The sequence below is a fragment of the Massilia sp. 05N420 genome (genome assembly GCF_056397205.1).
The window spans coordinates 54,453-70,704 of the sequence record NZ_JBFTMX010000006.1 but is presented as its reverse complement, the minus strand read 5'-3'; the positions used below and the strand labels follow the sequence as shown (position 1 = coordinate 70,704).

Annotated in this window: 15 protein-coding genes; 6 read left to right on the top strand and 9 right to left on the bottom strand. The window is 68.2% G+C overall.

From position 1 onward, the window contains the following. Positions 1-9: 9 nt before the first annotated feature. From AC1DIX_RS05070 to AC1DIX_RS05030, 9 genes are all read right to left on the bottom strand, one after another. Positions 10-2,319 carry a putative bifunctional diguanylate cyclase/phosphodiesterase gene (locus tag AC1DIX_RS05070; RefSeq protein ID WP_477322496.1) on the bottom strand — a complete coding sequence of 770 codons (2,310 nt, stop codon included), beginning with the start codon at positions 2,317-2,319 and terminating at the stop codon, positions 10-12. 19 nt (positions 2,320-2,338) lie between these two features. After that, positions 2,339-2,989 carry a methylamine utilization protein gene (locus tag AC1DIX_RS05065; protein ID WP_477322494.1) on the bottom strand — a complete coding sequence of 217 codons (651 nt, stop codon included), beginning with the start codon at positions 2,987-2,989 and terminating at the stop codon, positions 2,339-2,341. An 8-nt stretch (positions 2,990-2,997) separates the two neighbouring features. Beyond that, on the bottom strand, positions 2,998-3,453 hold the full coding sequence (locus AC1DIX_RS05060) for a nuclear transport factor 2 family protein (RefSeq protein ID WP_442121757.1): 456 nt from the start codon (positions 3,451-3,453) through the stop codon (positions 2,998-3,000). A gap of 136 nt (positions 3,454-3,589) precedes the next feature. Then, entirely contained in the window at positions 3,590-5,314 is a 1,725-nt protein-coding gene (locus tag AC1DIX_RS05055) for a hypothetical protein (RefSeq protein ID WP_477322492.1), read from the bottom strand. Beyond that, a complete protein-coding gene (locus AC1DIX_RS05050; protein ID WP_477322490.1) occupies positions 5,311-6,723 on the bottom strand; it encodes a glycosyltransferase family 2 protein in 1,413 nt (470 codons plus the stop codon). The genes AC1DIX_RS05055 and AC1DIX_RS05050 overlap by 4 nt, the downstream gene beginning before the upstream one ends. Beyond that, entirely contained in the window at positions 6,720-7,844 is a 1,125-nt protein-coding gene (locus AC1DIX_RS05045; RefSeq protein ID WP_477322488.1) for a HEAT repeat domain-containing protein, read from the bottom strand. Before AC1DIX_RS05045 ends, AC1DIX_RS05050 begins: the two co-directional genes overlap by 4 nt. Positions 7,845-7,870: 26 nt before the next feature. Beyond that, the gene (locus AC1DIX_RS05040) at positions 7,871-8,254 is read right to left on the bottom strand and encodes a response regulator transcription factor (protein ID WP_442121753.1); all 384 of its coding nucleotides are present in this window, start codon (positions 8,252-8,254) and stop codon (positions 7,871-7,873) included. A gap of 141 nt (positions 8,255-8,395) precedes the next feature. After that, positions 8,396-9,097 (bottom strand): pirin family protein, encoded by a 702-nt coding sequence (locus AC1DIX_RS05035; RefSeq protein WP_442121752.1) that lies wholly within the window; start codon positions 9,095-9,097, stop codon positions 8,396-8,398. Between the two features lie 102 nt (positions 9,098-9,199). Beyond that, the gene (locus AC1DIX_RS05030) at positions 9,200-9,409 is read right to left on the bottom strand and encodes a DUF3820 family protein (RefSeq protein ID WP_442121751.1); all 210 of its coding nucleotides are present in this window, start codon (positions 9,407-9,409) and stop codon (positions 9,200-9,202) included. 43 nt (positions 9,410-9,452) lie between these two features. Between AC1DIX_RS05030 and AC1DIX_RS05025 the strand changes: the two genes are divergently transcribed. The 6 genes from AC1DIX_RS05025 to sppA all read left to right on the top strand — a co-directional run bounded on the left by AC1DIX_RS05025 (position 9,453) and on the right by sppA (position 16,102). Next, a complete protein-coding gene (locus AC1DIX_RS05025) occupies positions 9,453-9,875 on the top strand; it encodes a DUF1810 domain-containing protein (RefSeq protein WP_477322483.1) in 423 nt (140 codons plus the stop codon). Further along, the gene (locus tag AC1DIX_RS05020; protein WP_477322481.1) at positions 9,872-10,456 is read left to right on the top strand and encodes a cysteine dioxygenase family protein; all 585 of its coding nucleotides are present in this window, start codon (positions 9,872-9,874) and stop codon (positions 10,454-10,456) included. The genes AC1DIX_RS05025 and AC1DIX_RS05020 overlap by 4 nt, the downstream gene beginning before the upstream one ends. Before the next feature lie 70 nt (positions 10,457-10,526). Next, positions 10,527-12,098, top strand: a complete 1,572-nt coding sequence (locus AC1DIX_RS05015) for an NYN domain-containing protein (protein ID WP_477322479.1) — start codon at positions 10,527-10,529, stop codon at positions 12,096-12,098. Positions 12,099-12,189: 91 nt separating this feature from the next. Continuing rightward, positions 12,190-12,630: a hypothetical protein gene (locus tag AC1DIX_RS05010; protein ID WP_477322477.1), complete on the top strand. Its 441-nt coding sequence runs from the start codon at positions 12,190-12,192 to the stop codon at positions 12,628-12,630. 109 nt (positions 12,631-12,739) lie between these two features. Then, entirely contained in the window at positions 12,740-14,209 is a 1,470-nt protein-coding gene (locus AC1DIX_RS05005; protein WP_477250896.1) for a sodium:solute symporter, read from the top strand. A 21-nt stretch (positions 14,210-14,230) separates the two neighbouring features. Next, entirely contained in the window at positions 14,231-16,102 is a 1,872-nt protein-coding gene (gene sppA / locus AC1DIX_RS05000; RefSeq protein WP_477322475.1) for a signal peptide peptidase SppA, read from the top strand. The last annotated feature ends 150 nt before the right edge of the window (positions 16,103-16,252 follow it).

The window sequence follows — 16,252 nt, the reverse complement described above, 5'->3', positions numbered from 1 at the left end:
TCGTTCGCTTCAAATGGCGGCGTTGCAGGCCATCCAGTCCGCGAGCTCCGCGGCCATGATGGGCTTCGAGATGCGGTAGCCCTGGCCGACGTCGCAGCCGTTGGCGCGCAGCCAGTCCAGTTCCTCGGCGGTCTCGACGCCTTCCGCCACCACCGACAGCCCCAGCGCGTGGCTGAGCATGATGGTCGACTTCACGATGGCGGCGTTGCGCGGCGAGTCGGCGATCGCGGTGACGAAGCTGCGGTCCAGTTTCAGTTCATTCACCGGCAGGCTTTTCAGGTAGGCCAGCGAGGCCTGGCCGACGCCGTAGTCGTCGATCGAGAGTTTCACCCCGAGCGCCGCCAGCGCGTTCAGGTGGGACAGGGCCAGCGCCGGCTCGTCCATCAGGGCGCTCTCGGTGATCTCCAGGCACAGGCGCGCCGGCGGTACGCGGTGGAACTCGAGCAGGGCCTTCACGCGCCGCGGCAGTTCCGGATCCAGCAGGTCAAGGGTCGACAGGTTGGCCGAGACCGCGATGTCCAGGCCCTGCGCCTGCCATTGCGCCAGCTGGCGGATGGCGGCGTCCAGCACCCAGGGCGTGATCTCGCGGATGAAGCCGGTCTGCTCGGCGAAGGGGATGAAGCTTCCCGGCGCGACCATGCCGCTGCCCGGACGGCGCCAGCGCAGCAGGGCTTCGGCGGCATTGACGCGCCCGCTCACCAGGTCCAGCTTGGGCTGGTAGGCCAGCAGGAATTCGCCGTTCGCCATCGCGGCGCGCATGTCGCCGATCAGGGACAGCTGCTCCGGCGCCGGCTCGGCGCCCGCCTCGTGGGCGAAGGCCAGGCCCGAGCGGCGCCGCTTGGCCGCCGCCAGCGCCAGTTCGGCGCGCCGCAGCAGGGTGCCGGCGTCCGTACCATCCTGCGGATACAGGGCGATGCCGATGCTGCCGCCGATGTCGAGTCGCTGCCCGTCCAGCGTGATCGGATCGTGCAGCTGCTCCAGCACCGCGCGGGCAAAGCCGCGCGCGCAATCCTCGGTCTCGATCTCGAGCAGGAAGGCGAAGTGGTCGCCCCACAGCCGCGCCACCATCAGCGGCGGCCGTTCCAGCCTGGAGATGCGTTCGCCGACTTCGCGCAGCAGGCGGTCGCCGACCTGGTAGCCGAGCGCATTGTTGATCATCGCGAAGCGGTCGATGTTGAGCACCGCCACCGCACGCGAGGTGCCGGCCGGCAGGCGCGCGAAGGTCTCGAGGAAGCGGGTGCGGTTCGGCAGGTCCGTCAGGCCGTCCACGTAGGCCAGGCGCACGATGCGTTCCTCGCGGCTGGCGATGCCGTCGCGCATGTGGGCGAAGCTGGTGGCCAGCCGGCCGATCTCGTCCTGGGGCAGGGCCGGCAGCGCCTGGCCGTAGTCGCCCTGGGCGATGCGGTGCGCGGCAGCCGACAGTTCTTCGAGCGGCTTGACGATGCGCCGCGCCAGCGTGATGCTGCCCAGCGCGAACACCAGGATCGCGATGCCGACCACCCACAGCAGGCGCTGCAGCAACTGGCTGAACGGCGCTTCCACCGTCGAAACCGGCAGCTGCAGCACGGCCTGCATGGCGCCGTCCAGCGGCAGGCGCATGGTGCGCCAGGTTTCGCCGCCGACGTCGAGCAGGGCCTGCCGGCCGGCCGCCGGCAGGCCGCCCAGGCTCAGCGCGGCGCGCTGCTTCGCATCGAAGGACGAGGCCAGCAGGACCGGGCCGCGCGCGCCGAAGCGCACCACGTGCACGGCCAGTCCGGTCACCTCGGCCATGTCGCGCGCCCAGCCGTCGTCGACCCGGAAGGCCATCGCCACCCAGGCGATGCGGCGCGGCGCCATGATCGGCACCAGCACCACCTGGTAGAGCTGGCCGTTGCGCATCTGGCGGAAACCGGCGCTGCGTCCGCTGGATTCGGCCTCGAGCAGCAGGTCGGGGAAGGGGAAGGCGTCGCCGGCGGCGGTTTCGCGCTGGGAGCTGGCGATCAGGGCGCCGCTGGTGTCGGCCACCATCATGACCTGGGCGTGGATGCGCTGGCCGTGGTTGCGGATCACCGAGCGCATGGTGGGCTGGTCCTGGGTCGCGATCGCTTCGCGGAAGGCGAAGTCGGCGGACAGCACGCCGGCCGCCGTCTCCAGCTGGCGCTGGTTCTGGTCGAGCAGGCGCTGGAACACCTTGGCGCCCACCACCAGGCCGTTGCTGCCTTCGCTGCCGACGATGCGCGCGCTGCTCTCGCGCACCAGGGTCAGCACCAGGCCCATGACGAGCACCAGCAGGCCCACGAACACGAGGACGATGCGGCGCTGGAGCGAGGTGAGACCCATGAACGATGCTTCCTTGGTTTCAGTAACTGTCCTGGTCGATCGCCGTGTGCGGCTTGGGCTCGCGCGCCCGTGCGTCCAGTACCAGGTTCAGCCTGGCCGGGGCGGCCGCGAGTTCGATCTCACTGGCCGCCGCCTGCGCCTTCTGCAGCGGATGCCAGAGCTGCAGGCGGTAGCGCCCGGCCGGCAGGTTGGCGATGCGGACCTGGCCGTCGGGCCCGGTCTTGCCGAAATACGGCGACTCCACCACCAGCACATAGGCTTCCATCCAGTCGTGGATATTGCAGCCGATGACGACCTCGCCCGGCTTGTCGAAAGTGATGGGCTGGCCCGGCTTGCCGGCATAGAGCTTGATCTCGAAGCGCTTGGGCTGGGAGAAGGAGTAGACGTGGTGGCGGACCGTGTCGTTGTTCGGGAAGTCGACCGCGGTGCCGGTCTGCACGACCGTCACCCAGGGAGAAAATTCGGCGCCGCGCTGCTCGATCACGGCATGCGGGCGGTTCTTTGCCGCCGGTACGGCGCCCGCGAGCGGTTCGAGCACCACGACGGCGTCGGGCACCGGCTTGCCGGCCGGCGTCGCCACCCGCGCGTCCAGGGTGGCGCCGGCCGCGCTTGATGCCAGGGGCAAGCCGAGGACGACCAGCAGGGCCGGCAGGGACGCGCGCAGGAACATCGGCGTCCTTATTGGTCGAGCTGCATGGCAGGGGCGATCTGCCAGAGTTCGGTGGTGAGTTCGCCGTCGCGGTAGGTCAGGACGTGCAGGACCTTGAGCGGCAGCTTGCCGCCGTAGTCGGCGCGCTGCTGCACCGAGGCGCCCTTCGGATTGGCGAAGGCGCTCAGCTTGCCGAAGGTGGCGGGACGGGGCTTGCCCTCGTTGACCGCGATGAATTTCTGCCAGACTGCGCGGATCGCTTCCTTGCCGCGGTAGCGGCCGTCGAGCGGGCCGCCGACCCATTCCATATAGGCATCCTCGGGATAGTCCTTCATCAGGGCCTCGAGGTCGCCGGCGGCGACGGCGTCGAGGTGGGCGCGCGCCTTGGCTTCGTCCAGCGGACCCGCGACCGCCTGCGTGGCCGGCAGGCAGGCCAGGACCAGGGCCAGCGTCATGCAGCCTTGCTTGAGTTTCCGGAACGTCATGAGCCTCTCCTTGGCGTGATCTGGTTTGTATTTATTACCGGAAATTAATAATACACGGAAAGAAGATGGTGTTCTATACACGATGGGAAGCGTTGTTTTCAGGCCGTAAATACTCGCGCGATGGTTTGACGCAGCTTCAACGCAGCTCATGCAGGGCGATGCCGCCGAAGGCGCCATCCCAGGCGCTGAAGTCGGATTCCAGTGCCGGGAGAAGGCGCAGCAGGGATTGTTTATCTCGGTGGAAGCTGGTGGCGCTGCCGTCGATCTCGCGCGTCGATTGCAGGCGGAAAGCCTCGGCGTCCGCCGCCGCGGCCACGGGTTCGCGCAGTAGGGCCAGCACCTGCTGGCCGCCGACCTTCAGGCGCAGCAGGCCGGCCGCTTCGCCCGCCTGGGCGCGCACGTAGCGGCGCTGGGTTTCGGCGGCAATCTCGCCGGCTTCCAGCGCGATGCGCACCTGCCTGCCATGGCGCGCGCCCCAGTCGAGGAAGGGCATGGCGAATTCGCTCACCTGGGCCGGATCGGTGCGGTAATCCATCACGGAGAGGGTATCGACCAGCGGTGCCAGGCCGTCCAGCAGGGCGGTCTTGCCATCCCACCAGAAGGGCACCACCAGCTCCAGGTGCAGGCTGCCGGCCGCCTCGCGCAGGGTGTGCGCCATCGCCAGGTAGCGCGCGTCCCAGTCGACCTTGCCGGCGCCGTGCTCCAAAAGCTGATAATCGGGTAGCAGGTAGGGTTCGACGTCGAACTGCAGGCCGGCCAGGCGCGCGGCCGGTTCGACGCCGGCGTTGTAGTTCAGGTAGGCGCGCACCATGCGCGCCAGCGCCGGCTGCTGCTCGGGCAGCACCATGTGCGGGTCGCCGTCCACGCTCAGCACGCGGATGCCGCGCGCGTTCGCACGCCGGACGAAGGCGGCCAGGCGCGCCGGTTCCCGGACCGCCTCGTTCCTGAACGGCACGGTGACGAACAGCTCGCGCACCCGCTGCGCCGCGGCCCAGTCCAGCAGCGCGGCGCCATGCTCGCGCCAGTCGGCCGCCTTCCAGACCCAGGTCGAGCGGGCCGCCGGCCGGGCGGTCGGTGAGGGATCGGGTTCGATGGCGAGATAGTCCAGCGCCAGGCTGGCTGGCTGGGCCGGGCATTGCAGGACGAAGTGCTTCCAGCTTGCGCGGTCCAGGGTGTCCGGCAGCGCCGGCGTGAAGATCTGCGGCGAGGTGGCGGCCGGATGCGCGGGCAGTTCGCCCAGATTCAATGCGGTTTCGCGCGCGGCGCGGACGCCATCGGCGGCCTGCAGCGAGAAGCCGGCGCCGCCCGCATACGAGGCCGCCAGGCGCAGGCGCGCGCGCGGCAGGTACCAGGGGCCGCTGAGCAGCACCCCGGCCGGCCGGGTGCCGGCGCCGCAGTCGACGGTCAGCCGGCCGCCCTCGAGCTTGAGATTGACCCGCTCCTCCACCCCGAAGGCGCGCGCCTGCATGCGCTCCAGCAGGTTGGCGCGCAGCGGCATGATGCCGGGCTTCTGGACGCCGGGGCGCGAAGAGGGCAGCAGGTGCTCGCTGACCGCAAAGCGGCCTTCGCGCACGCGGCCGTGCAGCAGGATGGTGCGCTCGATGGCTTCGGTGGGGCCGAGCGGGAACAGGGTCTCGACCCGGGCGCCGGCCGGCAGGGCGATGCTGGTGCAGCCGGGGTGTGCGGCCTGGCTGTCGGCCTGCCAGCGCAGGCGCGCGCTGTCGGCGCCGACAGTATCGGCAAACGGCGTGGCCGACGGCGCGGCAGCCGCTGCGGCGCTTTGCGGGCACAGGTGCAGCCAGGCGGCATGGGCGGGAGCGCTCATCGCGAACAGGGACAGCAGCAGGGCGCGCGCGATCACGGCTTGTCCGCGAAGCTGCCCTTGCGCGCCATGGTGCCCCAGGTCGCTTCCTTCTGCATCGCCCAGCGGAACAGGCCGACCAGGCGCCACCAGGTGTTCAGCTGGCGGTAGCCGAGGTTCTCGACCAGCACCACCACGCCCAGGGCCAGCAGCTGCTTGCCGCGCGGGTAGATGTGGAAGGACATCTCTTCCAGCAGCAGGCCGGAGGCGGACAGCAGGATGCCCAGCCCGATCGCCACGAACATGAAGGTCGAGAAGGCCTGCCAGGAGATTTCGCCGGCCAGGAAAGAGACGATCATGAACAAGTAGCCGCCAACCTCGACCAGGGGCCCCAGCCACTCGAACAGCAGCATGAACGGGAAGGCCAGCCAGCCGGGCACGCCGCCGTTGCGCGAGAACATCAGGCCCCAGTTGGCGTTCAGGCTCTCGGCCAGGCCGCGCTGCCAGCGGATCCGCTGGTTCTTCAGGGTCTTGAAGTCTTCCGGCGCCTCGGTCCAGCACACGGGATCGGGCACGAATTCGATGCGGTAGGGCTGGCGCCGCGCGCGCAGCAGGCGGTGCAGGCGCACGATCAGTTCCATGTCCTCGCCGATGGTGTCGGGGCGGTAGCCGCCGACGCTGACCACGGCATCCTTGCGGAACACGCCGAAGGCGCCGGAGATGATCAGCATGCCGTTCACGGCAGACCAGCCGAGGCGGCCGAACAGGAAGGCGCGCAGGTATTCGACCACCTGGAGCAGGGCCCAGGGATTACGCGGCAGGCCCACCCGGGTCAGGAAGCCGCCGCTGACTTCGCAGCCGTTGGCGATGCGGATGGTGCCGCCGGTGGCGACCACGGTCGGGTCGCGCAGGAAAGGCTGGGTCACGCGTTCCAGGCTGTCGCGCTGCAGGACCGAGTCGGCGTCGACGCCGCAGAACAGCGGATAGCGCGCGGCATTGATGCCGGCATTCAGCGAGTCGGCCTTGCCGCCGTTGAACTTGTCGATCACGCGCAGGTTCGGGAAGCGCGTCGAGCGGTAGATCGCGCGGATCTCCTTTGTGGGAATCTGGCGGCGGTAGGCTTCCGGGAAAGGCAGCAGGCCGAACTCGCGCTTCAGCACCTCCAGGGTGCCGTCCTTCGAGCCGTCGTTGACCACCACGACCTCGTATTCGGAATAGGTCAGCTGCAGCATCGAGCGCACCGAGGCGGCGATGCTCGCTTCCTCGTTATACGCCGGCACCAGGATGCTGACCGGCGGCTCGAGGCCGGAATAGGCGCGCGGCAGGTCGTCCAGCATCTCTTCCTGGCCCTTGCGGTGCAGGGTGCGCAGCGACAGCAGGTTGAGGAGCAGGTAGCCGCCGTTCAGCAGGATGAAGTAGCACAGCACGAACCAGGTGACGAACTGGATCAGCAGGTGGTGGGTGTTCATGCGCCCGCCATCTCCGGGTTCGCCGGCGCCTCGTGCTTCGCATTCGCGGCGTCCTGTTCGGCCACCACCTGGGCCAGCATGTCGGCCGCGTAGCGGTCTTCCAGCGAGGCGTGCAGGGCGTCGAGGTCGGCGCGCTCCAGCCAGGGCAGCCCGGCCAGCGCCTGGGCGGCGCGGTAGCGCACCCACCATTCGCGGTCGGCCAGCAGGTCCGCCAGGCGCTCGACGTCGCCGCGCTCGCCGATGCGGCCCAGGGCCTTGGCGGCCTGCACCCGCACCTGCCAGTCGGCGTGCGCGAGCAGGGCGCGCACCTGGTCCTGCAGCAGCGGCGTGTTCACGATGCGCAGGGCGGCGGTGACCACGGCGACGGCGTCGTTGGCCAGCGCGCCGGCCAGGGTCGCGGCCGGCAGCTCGACGCGCAGGGCCTCGGCGATGCGCAGGGCGCGCGGCAGGCGATCGGGATTCAGGCGCGGCAGCATCCCGGCCAGCACCGCCGCCACCGGCGTGCCGGCGTGCTGCAGGATGCCGGCCACGTGCGACATGCCCCAGTCCTCGCGTTCGACGAAGAGCGGGGTCAGGTATTCGGCCGCGGCCTCGGGATCGATCCGCACCAGCGCCCACAGCGCGGTCAGCGACAGGGTCGGGTCGTCCAGGCCGGCCAGGCGCAGCAGTTGGGGCCAGGCTTCGCGGTCGCCCAGGTGGCCCAGCATCAGGGCCGCCAGCAGGCGCTCGGTGCGGGCGCGCCGGCCCAGCATGGCGCGCGCTTCGGCATCGAGGCCCATGCGACGCGCGATGGCGTTGAGGGCGGCGCCGGCCTCGCCGCGCAGCGAGGATTGCAGGTGCACCCACAGCTTGATGAAGTGCAGGCGTTCGGAGGCGAGCAGGCGCGGCAGTTCCTGCGGACCGTCGCCGACGATGGCGGCGTTCAGCAGCGGCCGCCAGCGCGCCAGGGTGCGTGCGCGGCGCCGTTCGTTCGCGCGCAGCGAGATGCGCAGGCGCACGATCTGCAGGCCGAGCAGGAGGGTCAGCAGCAGGGCGGCGATGCCGGTCCAGAAGGCCGCCGCCAGGATCGGATCGGAGGGCGCGCCGAAGCCGGGCGCGATCGCAAGCGTGGGAAAGGTCACGGACAGAGCGCGGAGAGGCCGCCCCGTCAGGCCGCGGTCTTGAGGAAGCGGCGCAGGCGCGCCAGCAGTTCCTGGGGCTGGAAGGGCTTGATGATGAAATCGTCGGCGCCGGCATCGAGCGCGCGCACGGTGTCGCGTTCGGTGTTCTTGGCGGTCAGCATGATGACCGGGGTCTCCTGCCAGCCGGCCTGGGCGCGGATCAGGCCCACGATCTCGAACCCGTCCACATAGGGCAGCATCACGTCCAGCAGCACCAGGTCCGGCGCCGGATTGCCGAGCACGTGCGCGGTCGCGGCGCGGCCGTCGGCGACGTGGGTCACCAGATAGCCCTGGCGTTCCAGCATGAAGGTGAGGACGTGGGCGATGTGGGCGTCGTCCTCGACGACGAGGACGGTGGGTTGTGCGCTCATGAAAAGGGCGGAAAAGTTGCTCTGAGGCTCGATTCTATACCGAGCCGGGACAACAAGCCCTTTCCGGACGCCGCTGTGTGGCCTGCATGCGACTACCCTTGGCAGGCCGACCACCAGGGTGGCCAGCCTGCCGAGCAGGGATTAACGCGGCAGGTCGAACAACAGCAGTTCGGCGGCGTCGGCGTTCGCGAAGCTGATGCTTTCCTCGTCGCCGATCTTGACGGCGTCGCCGCCTTTCAAGGCGACGCCATTCACCTCGACCTGGCCGCGGATCACGTGCACGTAGCCGAGGCGTCCGCGCTGCAGGGCGTGCTCCAGCTTGTCCTCGCCGTTCAGGATGGCCGCGTACAGCGAGGCGTCCTGGTGGATCAGCACCGAGCCTTCGCGGCCGTCGCTGGAAGCGATCAGGCGCAGCCTGCCCAGTTTCTCATCCCTGTCGAAGTGCTTCTCTTCGTAGCTCGGCGGGATGCCCTGCACGCTCGGCTGGATCCAGATCTGCAGGAAGTGCACCGGCTCGGTCTGCGAACCGTTGAACTCGCTGTGCCGCACGCCGCTGCCGGCGCTCATGCGCTGGACGTCGCCGTAGTGCAGGACCGAACCGGTGCCCATGCTGTCCTTGTGCTCCAGCGCGCCGTCCAGCACGTAGGAGATGATCTCCATGTCGCGGTGGCCGTGGGTGCCGAAGCCGGCGCCGGCGGCGACACGGTCTTCGTTGATCACGCGCAGCGGGCCGAAGCCGACGTGGCGCGGATCGTAGTAGTCGGCGAAGGAAAAGCTGTGTTTCGATTTCAGCCAGCCGTGGTTGGCGTCGCCGCGGTCTTCACTTTTGCGAATTTCGATCATGATTTGCTCCCTGTGTGTGTTCTCGATGGAAGCCAGTATAGCGAGGCCGCACCGGGAAGAAAAACGAGTAGTTTTGCGGACTATGATCGAAAAAATCGATTATCAACGTTTTAACGGATCCAGCAGCCCGCGCAGGGCGTTGTGATCGATCTCGTACATCAGTTCGAGCAGCTCGCCCAGCTCGCCACGGGGAAAGCCTTCGCGCGCRAACCAGGCGAGGTAGTGGCCGGGAAGGTCCGCGATCTTCTTGCCCTGGTATTTACCGAAGGGCATTTCGCGGACGAGGAGGAGTTGCAGGTGTTCGGGTTTCATGGTGCCGCCAGTGTAGTAGCATGACCGCGAGGAGGAAAGCAGCATGGACACCGACTACGACCTGCAACGCTTCGTGGACGCCCAGCACGACGTCTACGCCACCGCGCTCGCCGAGCTGCGCGCCGGGCGCAAGCGCAGCCACTGGATGTGGTTCGTCTTCCCGCAGCTGGAAGGGCTGGGACGCAGCGGGATGGCGCAGCGCTACGCGATCCGCTCCGCCGACGAGGCCGCGGCCTACCTGGCCCACCCGGTGCTGGGCAAGCGCCTGCGCGAGTGCGCCTCCGCGGTCGCGATGCACGAGGATCGCGATGTCGACCAGATCTTCGGCGAGCCCGACAACATGAAATTCCACTCCAGCATGACCCTGTTCGCCGACGTCGCCCCGGACGAGGCGATCTTCCAGGCCTGCCTCGACCGCTTCTTCGGCGGCGAGCCCGATCACGCCACCATCGAGAGGCTGTCGTGAACGCGCGGCTTCCGCATCCGCTGGCGGCCTTCGTCGGCGGCCTCGAAGGGCTGGTCGACGGCGGCGCCGACGAAGCCACGATCTTCCGCGACGGCCGCACCCTGCTGGCCGGCCTGATCGCGCACGACGACTGGCTGCCCGCCGCGCTCACCGAGCCCGACCCGGCCAGCTACCGCATCCACCTGCTGCACCGCGATCCGGCGGGACGCTTCTCGGTGTCGGCCATGGTGTGGGGGCCGGGTCAGGGCACGCCCATCCATGACCACACGGTGTGGGGCATGGTCGGTGTGCTGAGGGGGAGGGAGCGCTGCGAGGAGTTCGGCCTTCCAGCCCGGCCGGGCGCGTCGCTGGTTCCCGGCCACGTGCATGAGATGGAACCCGGTGATATCGATTTCGTATCACCCAGCGTCGGTGATATACATCGCGTATCGAATGCGCTTGTCGGCGGCACCTCGGTCAGCATTCACGTCTACGGGGCCGACATTGCCGCCATCACCCGCTCGCGCTGGGAAACGGATGGCCGGGTCACGCCTTTCGTCAGTCCCTACGCCTCCTGCCTGCTGCCCAGTCGTGCGAGCTGAGGTGGATTTCCCGTTGTTGCGTATAATCCGCCGAATAGCTTGCCCAACAACACATTCTCACTAACAACACATGGCTTCATCTTCAGAAAACATCAGCATGGCGGTGTTCTGCGACTTCGAGAACGTCGCACTCGGCGTGCGCGATGCGAATTACGAAAAATTCGACATCAAGCCCGTCCTCGAACGCCTGCTGCTCAAGGGCAGCATCGTGGTCAAGAAAGCCTATTGCGACTGGGACCGTTACAAGGGCTTCAAGGCCACGATGCATGAAGCGAACTTCGAGCTGATCGAAATTCCGCACGTGCGCCAGTCGGGCAAGAATTCGGCGGACATCCGCATGGTGGTGGACGCCCTCGACCTGTGCTACACCAAGGCCCACGTCGATACCTTCGTGATTATCTCCGGCGACTCCGACTTCTCGCCGCTGGTCTCCAAGCTGCGCGAAAACGCCAAGCGCGTGATCGGCGTCGGCGTCAAGAATTCGACCTCCGACCTGCTGGTCGCCAACTGCGACGAATTCATCTTCTACGACGACCTGGTGCGCGAAGTGCGCCGCGCCGCCGCCAAGCGCGACGAGCGCAAGAGCCAGCCGCAGCAGGGCCGCCGTCCTTCCGACGAGAACAACCGCAAGAAGGAAGAGATGGAGGCGCGCAAGCTGCAGGCCCTGGAGATGGTGGTCGAGACCTTCGACGCCCTGGTCTCCGAGCGCGGCGACACCGGCAAGATCTGGGCATCGCTGCTGAAGGACACCCTGAAGCGCCGCCGTCCGGATTTCTCGGAAACCTATTACGGCTTCCGCACCTTCGGCAACCTGCTCGAAGAGGCCCAGACCCGCGGCCTGTTCGAATTCGGCCGCGACGAGAAGTCGGGCACCTATGTCTACCGCAGCGCCCAGGCCATCGAGGCACTCGGCGCCGTGCCGGAAGCGGAGCCGCTGCCGGAAATGGCGGCCCTGGATGGCGCGACGCAGGAGCGCGGCGGCGACGTGGCCGAGGAGACGCAGGGCGAGCAGCCGAGCGAAATTCCGGCGATTGCTGCGCCGGCACGCGAGTCGCGCCGCCGTGGCGGTCGTGGCCGCAAAGGGCGCGACCAGGCGGCCGAGCAGGCAGCGGCCCCGGTGGCGGATACCCGGGCTGCGCCGGAAGACGTGCAGGAAGACCTCGGCATGCCCACCTGGCCGGCGCCGACGCCGGATCTGGTGGAGGAAGCGGACGATACCGCGGCCGCGCCGGTGGAGGTGCAGCCGGAAGCCGCAGCCGAGACCGCAGCCGAGCAGCCGGCCGCGCCGGTGAAGGAACGCCGCCGCGCGCCGCGCAAGCCGTCCACGCGCAAATCCGCGGCGGCACAGGCTGCGATGGCCGCCGCCGCGCCCGAGGCCGGAGCCGACAATGCGGCGGTCGCCACTGACGCCGTGGTGGCGCTGGACAAGGCCGTGGCCGGTATCGATGGCGGCGCCGAAGCCGGCGCCGACGGCGTGACCGACGCCGACCCGTCCGATCCGGCGCCGGCCGAAGAACAGGGGGAGGCCCAGGGCGACAAGCCGGCGCGCAAGAAGTCGTCCCGTCCGGCCCACAAGGCGTCGCGCAAGCCGGCCACGCGCGCCCGCCGTCCGGCCAAGCCGAAGACGCCGGAAGGCGCCTGATCCGGGCCATACGCGCGCCGGGCAGGCTCGGGGATGTGTGATAATGACAACGCACTCTCAAGCTTGCCCGTTTGCGCAAAGGACCGACATCATGCGACCGCTCACCGGACTGCTCGTTTCCGCCGCCACCCTGGCCGCCGCGCTCGCGGCGCCGTCCGCGTCCGCCGCCGCACCGTCGGCCTCCCATCCGCTGCTCGGGATCTGGGTCCTCAGCATCCCCCAGCTCGGCTGCTCCGAGACCTACCACTTCCGCGGCGACGGCACCACCCTGGTCAAGAGCGCCCAGGAAGTGTCCGAGAGCGAGTTCACGGTGGCCGAAAAACCCAGCGCCAAGGGCTTCTACAAGCTCGAAGACCGCGTCGTCAAGGACAACGGCAAGCAGGACTGCTCCGGCGAAGTGATGCAGGTCGGCACCCGCGCCACCAACTACCTGCGCTTTCACCCGTCGGGAGCGCGCTTCGTGATGTGCCGGGAAGAGTCGATGGAGGCTTGTATCGGGCCTTTCGAGCGGATGCCGGCGCAGGGGATCTGATCCGCCGTCATTCCGCGAAAGCGGGCATGACGGGTGCTGACGGTAGTCCATTGCCCAGCTTCGGTGTATATTGCTCGGCGATTAGTCAATCGTCATTATCGGAACCCTGATGTCCCCGGCACTCCTCTTCTGCATCCTCATCGCTTATTTCGCACTGCTGCTCGGCGTCGCCTGGGCGACTTCGCGCAACGCCAACAACGACAGCTTCTTCATCGGTAACAAGAGCAGCAACTGGATGCTGGTCGCCTTCGGCATGGTCGGCACCACGCTGTCCGGCGCCACCTTCATCAGCGTGCCGGGCGCGGTCGGCATCGACGCCTTCGGATATGGCCAGGTGCTGATCGGCTATGTGTTCGGCTACATCGCCGTGGTCTACCTGCTGCTGCCGCTGTACTACCGGCTCAAGCTGACCTCGATCTACACCTATCTCGACGGCCGTCTCGGACGCCGCGCCTACCAGAGCGGGGCCGGCTTCTTCATCCTGTCGCGCCTGTTCGGCGCCACCGCGCGCCTGTACCTGGTGGTGGCGGTCCTGCAGAGCATCATCCTCGACAGCCTGGGCGTGCCGTTCTGGCTGACCACCTTCGTCATCCTCGGCATGATCCTGCTCTACACCTACCAGGGCGGCGTCAAGACCATCGTCTGGACCGACACCCTGCAGACCACCTGCATGCTGGGCGGCCTGTTCGCCTGCGTCTGGTTCATGCTGGGCCACCTCGACCTCACCGTCCCGCAGGCCCTGCAGCAGATGCACGAGCGCGGCCTGTCGCGCGTGTTCACCTTCGACGCCGACAGCCCGAATTTCTGGCTGAAGCAGATCGTGGCCGGCGCCTTCATCGTCGTGACCATGACCGGCATGGACCAGGAGATGATGCAGAAGACGATCTCCGTGAAGACCCTGGGCGACTCCCAGAAGAACCTGCTGAGCCTGACCGCGGTGCTGGTGGTGGTGCTGTCCGCCTTCCTGTTCCTGGGCGGCCTGCTCTACCTGTACGCGCCGATCGCCGGCGTCACCGCCACCGGCGACAAGATCTTCGCCGCCGTGGTCATGGGCCACCTGCCGGCCGCGGTGCAGATCATCTTCCTGGTCGCCCTGATCTCGGCCCTGTTCCCCAGCGCCGACGGCGCCATCACCGCGCTCACCTCCACCTTCTGCATCGACATCCTCGGCATCAAGCGCCGCGACGACCTGTCGGAAGAAGGCAAGCAGCGCCTGCGCCGCCACGTCCACCTCGGTTTCGCCCTGCTGTTCCTGCTGATGGTGCTGTTCTTCAAATGGGTCGACAATCCCAGCATGATCGGCGTGATCCTGAAGCTGGCCGGCTATACCTACGGACCGCTGCTGGGCCTGTTCGCCTTCGGCATGATGACCAGGCGCACGCTGAACGACCGCCTGGTGCCGGTGGTGACGATCGGCGCGCCGATCCTGTGCGCCCTGCTCGAATACAACCAGCACTACCTGCTGGGCCATTACCGATTGGGCCTGGAGTTGCTTATTGTCAACGGCGCACTCGTGTTCCTAGGCTTGCTGGCGATCTCGCGCCGGGCGACCATCAAGCCCGCTGCCGTCGCTGCCTAACCTCTTTCAAAGGAGTTCCCGATGCCATTCAAGCCCATGACCTCCCTGCGCCGCGGCCTCGGGTCGCTCTGGCGCGGCCTCGATGCCACCCGCCGCTTCGTGCTGAACCTGATCTTCCTGCTGATCCTGATCTTCCTGCTGTGGGGGATCTTCGGCGGCGGCATCAAGCCGCTGGCGCCGAAGACCGCCCTGGTGCTGGACCTGAAGGGCGAGCTGGTCGAAGAAAAGGCCGGCAGCGTGCGCGACTCGCTGGTGGCCGGCCTGTCCGGCAATGCGCGCCGCCTGATTCAACTGCGCGACGTCCTCACCGTGCTCGACGCCGCCGCCAAGGACGGCAATATCGACAGCGTGGTGCTGCTGCTCGACGAGATGAATGGCGGCGGCCTGGCTTCGCTGCGCGAGATCGGCGCCGCCGTCGAGCGCGTGAAGGCGGCCGGTAAGACGGTAGTTGCCTGGGGCGGGGCCTACGACCAGAAGCGCTACCTGGTCGCCTCGCATGCCAACGAGGTCTACCTGCACCCGATGGGCATGGTGATGATCGAAGGCTTCGGGCGCCACCGCAACTACTACCGCGACGCCCTCGACAAGATCGGCGTGACGGTCAACCTGATGAAGGTCGGCACCTATAAGAGCTTTGCCGAGCCGTTCATCGGCAACGGTCCGTCGCCGGCGGCGCAGGAGGCCGACAGCTTCCTCTACAACGCCTTGTGGACCAACTACACGAACGAAGTCGAGAAGGCGCGCAGGCTGCCGGCCGGCAGCATCGCGAAGGGCATCGAAGAACTGCCGCAGCGCATGACGGCCGCCAACGGCAACGCCGGCAAGGTGGCGCTGGACGCCAAGCTGATCGACGGCCTCAAGACCCGCGATGAAGTGCGTGCCCTGATGGTCAAGCGCGGCGCCTGGGACGAGGCCAACAAGACCTTCCGCCAGGTGTCCTTCCACGACTACCTGTCGCGCAATCCGCCCAAGCTGCTGGGCGATGCGGTGGCCGTGGTGGTCGCCGCCGGCGACATCACCGAGGGCACGGGCGGCCCCGGCATGGTGGGCRGCATCACGACCGCCAACATGATCCGCGCCGCGCGCGAAGACAAGCAGGTCAAGGCCCTGGTCCTGCGCATCAATTCGCCGGGCGGCAGCGCCTACGGTTCGGAGCTGATCCGCCGCGAGCTGGAACTGACCCGCAACGCCGGCAAGCCGGTGGTGGTGTCGATGGGCGACGTGGCGGCGTCCGGCGGCTACTGGATCTCGATGGCGGCCGACGAAGTCATCGCCGACCCGAACACCGTGACCGGCTCGATCGGCGTGTTCGCGATCCTGCCGACCGCCGATAAAGTGGTCGACAAGCTGGGCATCCACACGGCCGGCGTGACCACCACCTGGCTGGCCGACGCCTACAATCCGCTGCGCCCGCTCGACCCGCGCTTCGGCCAGGTGGTCCAGGCCAGCATCAACCACATCTACGACGAGTTCACCACCAAGGCCGCGATCGCGCGCCGCACCACGCCCGAGAAGATCGACGCCGTCGGCCAGGGCCGCGTGTGGACCGGCGGCCAGGCCAAGGAACGCGGCCTGGTCGACCGTCTCGGCAGCTACGGCGACGCCCTGCAGTCGGCGGCCAAGCGCGCCCACCTGGAGGGCAACTTCCGCGTCGCCTACACCGAGCGCGAGGAAAGCGTGTTCGCGCGCCTGCTGGAGCGCATGGGCCTGTCCGAAGCCCAGACCCTGACCGTCCAGGTCAAGCTGGGCCTGCTGCCGGCCGACCTGGCCCTGGACGCGCTGCCGGCCGGCGCCGCCGCCGGGGTGGCCAGGGACCTCGGCTGGCTGTCGCAGGTGGCCTCGCGCCGCCAGCCTTTCGCGGCGGTCACGCACTGCCTGTGCGAAGTTCCTTAACGCTCTTAACGAGCGTTAAGCCTTTGTAACAAGTTGTAGGCCTGAGCAAGCCAGTGACTACGGGCGCGGAGCCGATCCGCGCCCGTTTTCGTTTTTGCTTCTGTACGTTCTGAAACATAAAGGCAAGGCGCTCCATGCTACATTCGGGGC

Coding starts and splice junctions, on each gene's coding strand:
- AC1DIX_RS05070 (WP_477322496.1), bottom strand. CDS start 2,319: ATGGGTCTCACCTCGCTCCAGCGCCGCATCGTCCTCGTGTTCGTGGGC.
- AC1DIX_RS05065 (WP_477322494.1), bottom strand. CDS start 2,989: ATGTTCCTGCGCGCGTCCCTGCCGGCCCTGCTGGTCGTCCTCGGCTTG.
- AC1DIX_RS05060 (WP_442121757.1), bottom strand. CDS start 3,453: ATGACGTTCCGGAAACTCAAGCAAGGCTGCATGACGCTGGCCCTGGTC.
- AC1DIX_RS05050 (WP_477322490.1), bottom strand. CDS start 6,723: ATGAACACCCACCACCTGCTGATCCAGTTCGTCACCTGGTTCGTGCTG.
- AC1DIX_RS05040 (WP_442121753.1), bottom strand. CDS start 8,254: ATGAGCGCACAACCCACCGTCCTCGTCGTCGAGGACGACGCCCACATC.
- AC1DIX_RS05035 (WP_442121752.1), bottom strand. CDS start 9,097: ATGATCGAAATTCGCAAAAGTGAAGACCGCGGCGACGCCAACCACGGC.
- AC1DIX_RS05025 (WP_477322483.1), top strand. CDS start 9,453: ATGGACACCGACTACGACCTGCAACGCTTCGTGGACGCCCAGCACGAC.
- AC1DIX_RS05015 (WP_477322479.1), top strand. CDS start 10,527: ATGGCTTCATCTTCAGAAAACATCAGCATGGCGGTGTTCTGCGACTTC.
- AC1DIX_RS05010 (WP_477322477.1), top strand. CDS start 12,190: ATGCGACCGCTCACCGGACTGCTCGTTTCCGCCGCCACCCTGGCCGCC.
- AC1DIX_RS05005 (WP_477250896.1), top strand. CDS start 12,740: ATGTCCCCGGCACTCCTCTTCTGCATCCTCATCGCTTATTTCGCACTG.